Source organism: Streptomyces sp. NPDC028331 (assembly GCF_055565775.1).
In genome coordinates this window covers 323,106-335,536 of record NZ_JBVHTR010000002.1, presented here as the reverse complement: position 1 = coordinate 335,536, position 12,431 = coordinate 323,106, and the positions used below count along the sequence as shown (strand labels likewise).

The 12,431-nt window shown below is 68.4% G+C and carries 2 protein-coding genes; both read right to left on the bottom strand.

The window, feature by feature from the left end; translation table 11 throughout:
- Positions 1-10 precede the first annotated feature (10 nt).
- Positions 11-706 (bottom strand): hypothetical protein, encoded by a 696-nt coding sequence (locus ACZ4SW_RS03570; protein WP_468237352.1) that lies wholly within the window; start codon positions 704-706, stop codon positions 11-13.
- 389 nt (positions 707-1,095) lie between these two features.
- Positions 1,096-12,210 carry a LamG-like jellyroll fold domain-containing protein gene (locus tag ACZ4SW_RS03565; RefSeq protein ID WP_468237349.1) on the bottom strand — a complete coding sequence of 3,705 codons (11,115 nt, stop codon included), beginning with the start codon at positions 12,208-12,210 and terminating at the stop codon, positions 1,096-1,098.
- Between the last annotated feature and the right edge of the window lie 221 nt (positions 12,211-12,431).

Genomic DNA, 12,431 nt, shown 5'->3' with positions numbered 1-12,431 from the left:
AGGACCCCGACTATTGCTCGCTGATCCTGTGGGGGTGCGAGGCGTCCACGGTGCAGACGAAAACACGCAGGGCTCCAGCCCTTCCCACGACAATGCGCGTCGGGGTACTGAGGCCGTACGCGGAAAGCTCCGCGTCTTCAACAGGCCTCCAGCTCAGGCTCCCGTTGTCCCACTCCTTGCTGTCAATAGTTATCAGCAGTCGCATCGGTGCACCGCAGTCGCATACCATCATCTGAGGGCCTGTCAAATGCCATGAGGCAAAGCCACCTGCCTTCCAGCCCGGCGCGATCGACAGGTCGTATTGATAGTGCGGCGCTTCTTCGCTCTCCCAGTCCTCCCATTCCTCCAGAGATTCCTGGAGCGCTTCAGGAAGGAGCTCGAAGCTCTGGTGCTCGACAACCTGCTCAGGATGCAGAAGGCAGGCATCGGGAACGTAGCCGGCGCGCCCCACAACCTTTATCTCAGGTGCCTGCACCAGCGGAGCGGAGACCAGCGCCGCCTCTCGCCACACCAGTCGGATGTCAATCGCCCTGTCCTCTCCATGAGCATCGAACGGGCACCAGAGAACCTGCAGCAGGTCTTTTCCGTCCGGAAACTCCAGCACCGGAGCATCCCGCCGGAACAACTGGAGCACCGGCAGCATGGGAATGGGAGCATCATCCGACAGATCCGGAGCGTAGTTGCCGCGCTTGTTCAGAGCGTTCAACTGCTCACGCTCCTCATCAGTGGGGCCGGTCGGCTGACCGGTCGCACCCACCCGACTCCAAGCCAGGTCAAGGATGCGGCGTCGCTCTCTCACGTTACGCAGCAGCTCACCTCGCGACTTCCGGTGAGGGACAGTGCAGACCGGCCATGGCTCGTCATCCGGCCAGAGCAGCATTCCTCCCACGGAGCTGTCCATCGGACCGGGGCGCCCGGGACGCGGGTGGAGCCGCGTAGCGAGCGAGGTGTGTTCACGAAGCTCTGGAAAGACAGCTTCGATATCGAGAGGGCGCGCGGGCGTCGTCCGGGACATACAGACCTCCGTGATGACAAGCCCTGCCAGTGTACCGGTAAGCACTGAGGCTCACGGTCACCCCGTGAGCCTCAGTGCGGTCAGAAGCTGAATTTTCCGGAGATCACTCTAGCCGCCGGATTTTCCAAGAAACCGGAGAGACTGAATCCCTTATTACCCACCGCCGAAAACTCCAGCCGGATCGGAATTCTGTTCGCTCCTTCGTAAATCGGCTTCACGGAGTACTGCACGACCTCACCCGCGTCCACCGCGTCGTAGACCTGCTGCTCGATGAGGTCTCGCATCCACGGCGAGTTAACCGGATTCTGCGTCAGCGTGACCAGGTTGTAGCGTGCAAGCGGGCCCTTGCCTGCTCCTCCCAGACGATTGGCGAGAAGATGGCCCCTCGCCTCGTTGTAGTCAGTCCCGTTGCCGCGCCAGCCTGGCGGCCTCGTGCCTCCCGCCTCGGTGCCGCTGTCCAGCATCGACTTGTCAATCGACGCGTGTACGCCCTGCGGCCGTCCGAGTTCGTCCAAACCCTCGTACCGGACGCTCCCGCCGTGGCTGTAACGGTCGCAGTTGTGGACGAGGACCGGGGTGCTGCCTGCCTCCACATAGTACGTGTGGAGGGTGCCGATGGTGAGGTCGTACGTCGTGGTGTGCGCGTGGTAAAGGCGGACACCGGTGACCTTGGCCGTGCCGGTCGGGGTCTGGAGGACGTCGCCGGCCTTCAGGTCCTTGGCCTCGACGAACGCCGACTGGGTCTCGTCGTAGAACGGGTGGTGGAAGGTCGTCGTCAGGTGCGCGCCTTGGGCATCCTTCTCACCCGCGTCGGCCTTGGTGTGCTGGACCGTCGTGACCGGACTGACCGCTGCCACCGGCGCCGTCGCCGACTGGTCGGCGTGGCTGTGGCTCGCCGCCAGGGCGCCCAGTACCGCAGCGGAGGCCGCCAGGCCGAACGCCGCCTTGCGGGCCGCCTTCTTGGCCAGAGACTTCGCCCCGGCCTTCAGGCCGGACTTCGATCCGTCCTTCACCGCCTGCTTGGTGCCGGACTCGGCCGCCGCCTTGACGGTCAGGTCGACGAAGTCGTGGTCGGTGTGGGTGACGATCACCGCGGTGACCTTGTGGGCCTCCGTGCCCGCAACACCCGGCACCGAGTTGGCGATCGTGTCACCGACCTTGACCTGGTTGATGGCCTCGGTCGTGCCGTCCGCCATCAGGACCCTTGTGCCCGCGGTGAAGCTGTGACAGGCGGTAGGTCCTTCGCTCGACTCGTTCGAGTGCGACTGCGCCTTGGTCCCCGCCCCCTCCGACTCCGCCGCCGAAGCCGCCTGATCGGTGGCGTCCGACGCCGCTGAATCAGCCGCCTCCGTCGCCCCCTTGCCGAACAGGCCGCCCACGACGCTCATCGCCTTCGGGGCCACCTTGGCCAGCAGCTTGCCGCCCAGCTCGCCCATCGCGCCGCCCAGCGCACCCGTGGCCGCGCCCTCCAGGGCCGAACCCGCGAACGCGCCCACGCTGCAGTCGCCGCCGCCGTTCTGCGCGCACTTGAAGCCCTGCTCCACCAGGGAGCCGGCCGCACCCGCCAGCGCAGCACAGCCGATCGTGCCCACGCCCCACGTGGCCGCCTCGCAGCCCGCGAACACCGCCGTGGAGACCACGAAGGACGTGATCGCCGCCGCGTGGTGCTTGACGTACGTCGCCGCCGTCTTCGCCGCCGACACCGTCGCGTGGTACGCCGTCCGGGCCACCGAGGCGACCTTGTGCGCCGCCTTCTTCACCACGCTCACGGCTTCGTGCGCGTAGTGCTTCGTCGCACGCCAGGCCCGGTGCACCACACTCGAGACCCGGTGATAGGCCGAGTGCATGGCGTGCACCACATGGCGGTACCAGCGTCTGACATGCCGTGCCGCGTAGTGATAGATCCGCCGCGTGTAGCGCACCGTCGCCCGGTACACATCCCGCACGTGGCTCACGAAGCGGTGCGCCGCGTGCTTGACCGCGCTCACCGCGTGGTGCACCACCTGACGCGCCCGGTGGTAGAGGTGCGTCGCCTCCTTCTTCACCGCGTGCCAGGCGCTCTTGGCCTTGCTCACCGTGTGCTTGACGGCCTGCACCTCGCACGACCCGGTCCACCAGGAGCAGTGACCGGACGGGTCCGTGCCCTCCATCGGGTTGTCCGCGACGTACGCGAACGGGTTCGCCGCCGCCGAGTTCGGCACCGGGTTCGGCGAGAAGCTGTCCTTGTTCCGGAACTCGCCCGTACCCGGGTCGTACCAGCGCGAGGCCGTGCCCACGTCACCCGTGCCGGGTTCCGTCCAGCCCGACTCGAAGCCCAGATGGCCCGCGATCGTGTCCGTCGGCGAGACGACCTTGCCCAGCGGGTCGTACGACACCGAACCCGCCAGCCCCGTCGCACCCGACGTGAAGGTGCCCACCACGTCGTTGTGCTGGTCCGTCAGGGCCAGGACTCCGGTGCCGCCGGCCGGCTTGATGCCGATCAGGCCGCCCGCGGGGTCGTAGGTGTAGGTGTTGTCGCCGTCCGAGGCGATCGTGTTGTCCGCGCCCGAGTACTGGAAGGTGCGCGACGACCCCTGCGTCGTGTCGGTGTCGGTGATGTTCCGGCCGGTCGCGTCGAGCGTGTAGGACTGCGTGCCCGCCACGATCTGGTCGCCGAACGCGTCCGTCCTGAACGCCATCGTGCCGCTCGCCGACGACTGCTGCGTCATCGTGCCGCGCGCCGAGTAGTCGTAGGAGTTCACTCCGTCCGACGTCAGCTCGTCACGCTCGTCGTACGTGTACACGTTCGAGCCGTTGCGGATGCGGTTGCCCGACGCGTCGTACGCGTACTGCGTGGTCGTCGTGCCGTTGTTCCACGACGTCAGGCGGTCCGCCCAGTCGTAGGTGTAGGTGTTCGACGACGCACCCGAGACACCCGTCGTCGTCTTCGACGTCAGGTTGCCGTTCTTGTCGTAGCCGTAGGAGAAGCTCGCCAGCGTCGAGGCGCCCTGGACCAGGGTGTCGCCCGTCAGCTCGTGCGCGCTGTTGTAGCTGAACGTGCGGGTCTGGCCCGTCGATCCGTACTTGATCGACTTCAGCTCGTTCAGCACCCCGTACGTGTACGTCAGGTGCGTGCCCGTGGCCGCGTCGTCCAGCGAGGCCAGACGGCCCGCCGAGTCGTAGCCGTAGTTCGTGGTGCCCGCCGCGTCCGTGCGGGAGAGCATCTGCCCGTCGTCGTTGTACGAGAAGTTCGACGAGCCCGCCGAGCCGGAGGTCGTGAGCAGGTCGCCCCGGTCGTCGTAGGTGAACGCGTCGTGCGTCGCCGCCTGGTGGTCCGCCGCGCCGGTGTTGCCGGCTTCGGTGGTGTCCGCGGTCAGCACCCGGCCGTCCGCGTCGTAGGTGAAGCTGCGGGTCGCCGTCGCGGCGTCCGCACCCGTGCCGGACATCTGCTTGAGCTGGCCCAGCGAGTCGTACGTCATCGACGTCGTCACGCCGCCCGGCTGCGTCACGTTCGTGAGCTGCCCGTTCGCGTCGTACGCGTACGTCGTGGTCGAGTCCGCCGCCGAGGTGTACTTCGCCGTCGTCGGCTCGATCACCTTCTCCTGCTGGCCCCACGGTGTGTACGTGTAGCGCCAGGAGTTGCCGCGGCCGTCGGTGAACCGGGTCCGCTGACCCGCCGCGTCGTAGCCGAACGTCGTCGTGATCGACGTGGACGCGTCGACCGGCTGGATCTCCTGCGTGAGGGTGCCCGCCGCGTCGTACGTGAAGTGGCTGGTGTGGCCGTTCGCGTCGGTCGCCGAGACCACGTTGCCGTTGCCGTCGTAGGTCTGCGACGTCTGCGCCAGCACGTTGTTGTTCGCGTCGTACTGGGTGCTCTGCACCGGGGCGCCGGAGGCGTTGTAGTCCGTCTCCGAGGAGGTGCCGTCCGGCAGGATCGTCTTCTGCCGGTTGCCCTCGAAGTCGTACGTGTACCGGGTGGTGTTGCCCGCCCCGTCCGTCACCGAGGTGATGTCACCGGCCCGGTTGTAGCCGTACGACGTCGTCACCCCGCCGGGTGTGGTGGTCGAGGCCAGGTGCGCGCCGTAGGGGTTGCCGGACGTGACCGCGTAGGAGTTCGTGGTCGTCAGCGTCTTCGTCGACGGATAGCGCTCCAGCGTCGTCTGGGTGAGCTGGCGGCCCAGGAAGTCGTACGTCGCCTGGGTCTGCGCGCCGGTGCCGTCGGTCGCGGACAGCTCGTCGCCGTTGGTGTCGTAGGTGGCGTGGGTCTTGGTGCCGTCCGGTTCGGTGATCTGGGCGACGTTGCCCATCTGGTCGTACAGGTACGACGTGGTCCGGCCGCCCGGCGTCGTCACCGACGTCTGGTTGCCCTCGCTGTCGTACGTCCACACCGTGGTGCCCGCGTTCGGCGTCGAGGCGCCGGCGGGGGTGTACGGCGGCAGCGTCTCGGAGACCTTGTTGCCGACCGCGTCGTACGCCGTCGTCGTGGTCAGGCCGTTGGGGTCCTGCTCCTCGACGGCCTCACCGAAGGTGTTGAAACCGGAGGTGGTGACCGGGTGGACGGTCACCGGGCCGGTGCCGTCCGCCTCCGCCTGCACGGCCGGCGCGGTCGTCACCGCCAGGTTGCCGGACTCGTCGTACTGGTAGGTGGTGGTGTTCTGCTCGGCGTCCGTCATGGACGTCGGCAGGCCGCGCTTGTCGTACGTCCACTTCGTCGTCTGCTCGTCGGACGAGCCGACCGTGCCGCCGGTGCGGCCCTTGCCGTACAGCGAGGAGATCTCGGAGGCGGACAGGGCCCGCTGGTAGGTCTGCACGTCGGACACGGCACCGGGCAGCAGGTCGGTGGCGTTGCCCGCGTACTTGGCCTGGCCGATGGTCAGCGGGCCGGTGGCGCCCCACGGGGTGGTGTTGCTGCCGCTGCCGGCCAGGGCGCCGTTGACGTAGAGCTGGATGGTGCCGGTGGTGGAGTCGTAGACACCCACCAGGTGCGTCCAGTCACCGCTGGTCGCCGCGGCGGTGGAGTACGCCGCCGGGAACGTGGGGCCCGAGGCGTCCTTGCTCGTCTGCTCCATGCTCCACAGCGGGGCGCTGGTGTGCGCGTAGTTGTACTGGAGCATGAACGCGCTGTTGGTGGTGCCGGACTGCGCCACGACCGTCGCGTTGTGGGTCGGCAGCGAGCTCATCTTCACCCACGCCGAGACGGTGTACGACGTGGTGGTGTCGAGCACCGGACCGTTGGTGGCGATCTGCTGACCGGTGCTCCCCGCGAAGTTCGCGGCGTCGTCGCTCCAGGTGACGCCGGTGGCCTGCGCGGTGTTGCCGCTGCCGGAGGCGTCGGTGACGTTGGTGCCGGAGGTCTGGTTCAGCTTCCACCAGCCCGCGGGGTGACCGGAGGCGTCCCCGTACAGCGTCTCGCTGAGCAGGTTGCCCATGTCGTCGTAGGTGCTGGTGACGGTGCGGTCGTAGCCCGAGGAGTCGTGGTCGTTCTGGCTGGCGACCTGGTCGTCCGGCGTGTACGAGACCGTGGTGACGCGGTCCACGCCGGTCGGGTCGATGGTGGTGGAGGTGGTGCGGGAGGCCGCGTCGACGGTGTAGTCGGTGACGTTCTCGCCGTTGTCCGTCGTCTTGGAGATCAGGTTGCCGGCGGCGTCGTAGGTGTTCGACTCGAGGACGTAGCTGCTGGAGCCGTCGGCGCTCTTCTTGGTCGCCGTCGCGAGCAGCCCGTCGTCGGTGTAGGTGTACGACGTGGTGCTGCCCATCGCGTCGGTCACCGAGGCGAGGCGTCCGGAGGGGTCGTAGGCGCGCGAGGACTCGGTGAGGAGCGTCGGGGTCTGCGGGTTGACGGGGTCGCCCTTGTACATCAGCCCCTGGGTGAGCAGGTTGCCCTCGGCGTCGTACGTGTAGTCGATCTCGTTGCCGGCGCTCGAGACCTCCTTGGTCTTGTTGCCGGAGGTGTCGTACGAGTAGGTCGTGGTGTTGCCGTAGGACGCGCCCGCCGCGACGTTGGCGTCCGACTCGGTCGCCACGTGGTCGTAGTCGTCGTACGTCCAGGTCTTGGTGCGGGACTGGTCGCCGCCGCTGCCGTCGGAGACGGTCTGCGAGGTGACGTTGCCGTCATCGTCGAAGACGGTGGTGGTGACGGCGGAGTGGGTGGCGCCGGTGACGCGGTCGGTGAGCTGCGGGTCGTGCTCCTCGGTGACCTGGCCGGCCGCGTCGTACTTGTAGGTGGTGGTCAGGCCGTTCGGGTAGGTGTCGGAGACGACCTTCTGGCTGGTGACCTGGCCGAGCCCGTCATAGGTGTACTGGGTGACCAGGCCGATGGCGTCGGTGGTGGAGGCCACGTCGCCGTTCGCGAAGTAGGAGACCTGGTTGACCGCACCGCCGGGGCTGATCGTCTTCACCGGCAGGCCCTTGGGCACCACGCCGCCGTCGGCGGACGGGTAGGCGCTGGTGCCGTCGCTGTAGACGGTCGTCGTGGTGCGGCCGTTCGGGAAGCCCGGGACGGCGGGGCCGGTGATGGCGGTCTGGTTGCCCGCCGAGTCGTACGTGTACGACGTGAGGTAGGTGGTGTCGGTGGCGGACGAGGAGCGGCCGTCACGCGCGGTCAGCACCTGGTCGTTGCGCGGGTCCGCGGTGGTCAGCTGGGCCGTGGTGTCGTCGGGGTAGTACGTGTAGTACTCGGTGTTGCACTTGTTCGCGGCCTGGTCCTGGCAGGTCGTCGAGGAGACGATGTTGCCGCGCACGTCATGGCCGGTGACGGTCATGGCGCCGTTGGGATCGACGACCGTGTGCTCGAAGCCGGCGGTGTCGTAGCCGAAGCTGGTCCTGTTGCCGAGGGCGTCGGTCTCGGTCAGGGCGCGGTTGCCGTGGGTGACGTCGTAGGTGTAGGTGAGCGTGGCGTTGGTCGGCGTGGTGACCTTGACGGTCTCGACCGGCAACAGGCCGGTGGAGTTCTTCGCCGCGTGGAACTGCTCGTCCACGTCCCCCGCGGACAGCTCGGAGCGGTAGACGGCCACCTCGGCCACCGAGCCGTTGAAGTAGGTGACGTATCCGGTGTTGGACGTGGTGCTGGCGTGCGCCTCGTCGGGCCAGGAGCCGCCGATGTAGCCCGAGCCGACGGAGAGGTACGGCTGGTTGCTCATGGCGGCGGTGCCGCTCTGGGTGCCGACCAGCGCGTCGTCGAGGTACAGCGACTGGCTGGTGGCCGACGACGACAGCACCGCGTGGTGCCACTTGCCGTCGGTGACGGCGGCGGAGGAGGCGAGCGGCTTGCCGGCGCCGCTGGAGAACCAGAACTCGCCGTACAGCTTTCCGCTGCTGCCCACGTAGAGCACCGGCGTGTAGTTGCCGGGCGTCGTCCCCGAGCTCAGCGGGTCGCGGGAGGTGCCGAGCAGCACGCCGCCCGCGGTGGAGGTCTTGAACCACAGGCTGACCGACTCGGCGCCGGAGCCGGGCACGGCGCCGCTGGGCAGGCTCGCGTACGAGGTGCTGCCGTTGAAGGACGCCGTGGTGTGGTCGCTGAACGGTCCCGCCGCGCCGAGCGTCACCGCGTTGTAGGTGCCGGTGCCGCCGCGGACCTCGTTCAGCGCCTGCGAGGCGCCGGCGGCCTCACCGAAGCGGAAGTACTGGTTCGGGGCGCCGCCCAGCACCGCGCCGCGGTAGGTGTTGCTGGAGCCGGTGACCGTGGGCGCGCCCGGCTTCCACACGCCGCCGTTCTCGTCGGTGAGCTGGGTCAGGGTGGTGGTGGCGGGGTCGTACGTCATCGCCGCGAACGTCTTGCCGGACGGGCGCGTGATGGAGGTCAGGAGGCTGGTGCTGTGCGTGCCGTACTTGTACAGCTCGCTGACGTCGGCGGCCTGCAGCGGGCGGCTGTACCAGGCGGCGTCCGCGATGGAGCCGTTGAAGTAGGTGGGGTAGCCGTCGCCGGAGGAGGTGGAGTAGTGCGGCTCGTCGGGCCAGGACCCGCCGAGGAAGCCGGTGCCGAGGTAGTTGAACGACTGGTTCTTGCCGAAGGCGGTCGCGCTCTTGATGGAGACGGAACCGGTGCGCGAGCCGACCTTGGTGTTGTCCAGGTACAGGGCCTGGGAGTTGCCCGCCGCGGACAGCACCACGTGGTGCCACTTGCCGTCGGCGACCGAGGCGGAGGAGACGATCGGGTTGACGCCGCCGCTGTACCAGAACTCGGCGTTCAGCTTGCCGTCGGTGCCCACGTAGATGGACGGCGTGTAGAAGCCCGCGGCCTGGCCGGAGCCGATGGGCTGGGAGGCGTAGGAGTAGATGACGCCGGGACCCTGGGAGGTCTTGAACCACAGGGACAGCGCGCCGGAGTCGGTGTCGTTGCCCAGGTTCTTCGGCAGGGAGATGTCCGAGGAGGTGCCGTTGAAGCCGGCCGCTGTCGCCGAGGAGCCGGTCAGCGGACCGGGCTGCCCCAGGGTGACGTTCTCGTAGGTGGCGTTGGTGGTGCCCTCGTTGGCCAGGACGCTGTCCTTGGCGGTGGTGCCCGAGGATTCCGACAGTGGCCAGAAGGTGTGCGGGTCCAGGTCGAGGGCGGCGTTGCGGTAGCCGGATCCGCTGGTGTAGCCGTACGTGGTGCACTTGGTGGTGGACACCGGCGTACAGACCTTGGTGAGCTGGTCGCCGGTGTAACCGTAGGTCCACGTCTGGGCGGTGGAGGCGTCGCCGGGGGTGACCGGGTCGGTGACCACGGTCGCCACGTGGGCGGCCTGGGCGCCGGTGGGCGTGGACCAGGTCAGGTTGAGCGAGCGGCCCGAGACGGCGGACGTCATCTTGGTGATCTGGCCGCTGGTCCAGGTGAAGTTCACCGATCGCCCGTTGGCGTCCGTCACGGAGGTCAGGCCGTAGGCACCGGAACCCAGGGACTGGGTGAAGGTGTAGACGGTGTCGTCCTTGTCGGTCAGCGTGTAACCGCCGGTGACCGACTTGAACGTGGCGAAACGGCCGTTGCCGGGTGCGAAGGTGCCGTCGCTGTTCTTGCCGTAGCCGACCTCGGACCCGTCGGGGTAGGTGACGTAGACGCTGGTGACCGCGCCTGAGGCGTTGTACTGCTCGGTGGCCCGGGCGTCGAAGATGCTCGACCAGCCGGCGCCGAACGCGCCCGCCCAGCGCGGGTCGCGGGAGTTGTAGTCGCGCTCCACGTCCAGGGACGGGCCGACGGTGGAGATCGAGGCGTCGGTGTCGGACGTGGTGTAGTTGCCGATCGACGCGTCGAAGCCGTGGTCGCTGCTGTTCTGCGAAAGACCCGAGGTGATGACCCGCTGCGGCACCTCGATGGACATCGCGTACGGGGTGGCGGTGGAGTACAGGTTGGTGGCGGAGTCGTACGCCTGGACGGCCCAGGTGTAGGTCTTGCCCCAGGCCAGCTTGCCGGCGGGGACGGTCCAGTCACCGGTGGAGACCAGGCCCGAGTCGGCGACCTTGGCGCCGGTGGAGTCGAAGACCTGGAAGAGGTACTGGCCGGCGCTGCCGCTGGAGTTGGCGCCGCCCGCCCATGCGGTCAGCTCCGGCGTGGTGGTGTACTCGACCGCGTTGTCGTTCGGGAACTGCTCGTAGAGCTGGGGCGCCGTGTTGCCGGTGTAGGTGACCGTCAGGACCGGGCCCTTGCCGGGGTCGTTGAAGGAGCCGAACTGCTTCCAGTGCAGCGCGTCGGACGTCGACGCGTACACCGCCAGGCCGTTGTCCGCGGTGGTGCCGTTGAACCAGCCCTGGATGGCGGAGGTGGACAGCGAGACGGTCACGAAGTCGCCGACCGTGCGGTCGGCGGCGGTGTTGGCGCAGGCGTTGGGCACGCTCGGGGTGGCGTTGCCGATCGAGGAGCCCTTGGACGGGCCCGGGTAGCTGGTGACGGACTCGGGCGTCCAGGAGCTGGTGACGAGCGCGACGTCGAAACGTTCCGCCGTGCAGGTGGAGGCCCAGGTGTCGAACAGCTTCAGGCTGGCGGCGGTGACGGTGTTCTTGCTGCCGTCCCAGGCCGTGTCCCAGTGGTTGACGAAGCTGATCGCCGAGTGGGTGCCGGAGTCGTAGGAGCCGACCTTGATGGTCTGCTCGTAGGAGTGGTCGACGTTGTTGCCGGATCCGGACTCGGCGTAGGTGGTGGTCCAGCCGTCGGTGACGGTCGGGTCGACCGTGACCGGGAAGACGCGGTGCGCGTCGTGCAGCCAGTGGCTGTCCAGGGTGACCCGCAGCGCGTAGCCGTCCTTGTCGTGGACCAGCTCGGTGGTGACGTCGTGGGTGGTGGCCGGGTCGCCGGAGCGGCGGTCCACCTTCGAGTCGTACGCGTACGCCGGAGGGATGCGCTCGACGGTCTTGCCGGTGGAGTCCTCGAGGTCGATCCAGCCGTTGTCGCGCTGGACGGGGGTGAGGCCCTTCAGGGTGAGCGGGAAGGTCCAGGTGCCGGGGGCGTCCGCGGAGCGCAGGACGACCGACTCCTTCACGCCGGTTGCGGTGGGCGCGACCTGCAGGTCGGTGGCGTCGAGGACGTCCGGGTAGGTGACGGTGGAGCCGTGGGCGGTGCCCTTGACGGGGGCGGCGCCCTTAAGGGCGTAGGCGACGCGGTGCGCGGAGTCGACCGCGAGGGAGGCGAGGGCGGGATCGGTGGCCTTGGCGCCGAAGTCGACGGCGAGGGAGTTGGCCTTCTCGTGCCAGCGGCCGTCCGGACCGGCTCGGACGTCGACGTCGATAGGCGCCCATCTGCCCTTGCTCACCTGGTAATTGACCGGTGACAGGTGCATCTGACGGGTGGTGGAGCCGTCGGCGTTGTCGTAGACCGTCGCGGTGCGCGAGGACTTGGCCGCGTCGCGCTTGCTGGTCCGGGCGTTGAAGCTGCCGCCGCGGCTGCGGCCCTGCTTGATGGCCGGCTGGTGCGGGTGGTACGCGGCCAGTTCCCCGCGGCCCTTGCCGGGGGCGTGGCCCGCACCGCGTCCGGCCTCGGTGGCCTTCGCCGGCACGTGGTGGGCGTGGCCCGCGGCCGTTCCGGACTGCTGGTGGGGCAGGTCACCCCAGTGCGGGTCGGTGAACCAGCGCGCCATGGAGCTGAGGGTGAGCTCTGGCATCTGGACCGAGCCCAGCTCCATGCCCTCGGCCATGGCCTGATTCGTCGTCAACGACAGGGCGAGCGCCGTGAGAAGGAGCACGGCGATGCGGCGGCGCACTCGGTGGGCACGGCGAGCAGGGCGGACGCGGCGGAAGGGCCGAACGCGCACGGCAACGACTCCAACAGTTAAGAACGGCACAAGAAGCCCGCCGATCTTGCCCGTTGTGTAGTTGCCGTGAACAGGTCAGATAAGCGATCTTACCCTGGTCTTGACCAGCTCTGGATGAACCTGTCCGGCTCACGCTCGCTCGTCCGTTTGAGTCTTGATAACTCTTTTACAAGTCAGGGACGTTCTTGACCCGGGGATGTGACGGTTCGGCGGTCGGCCGG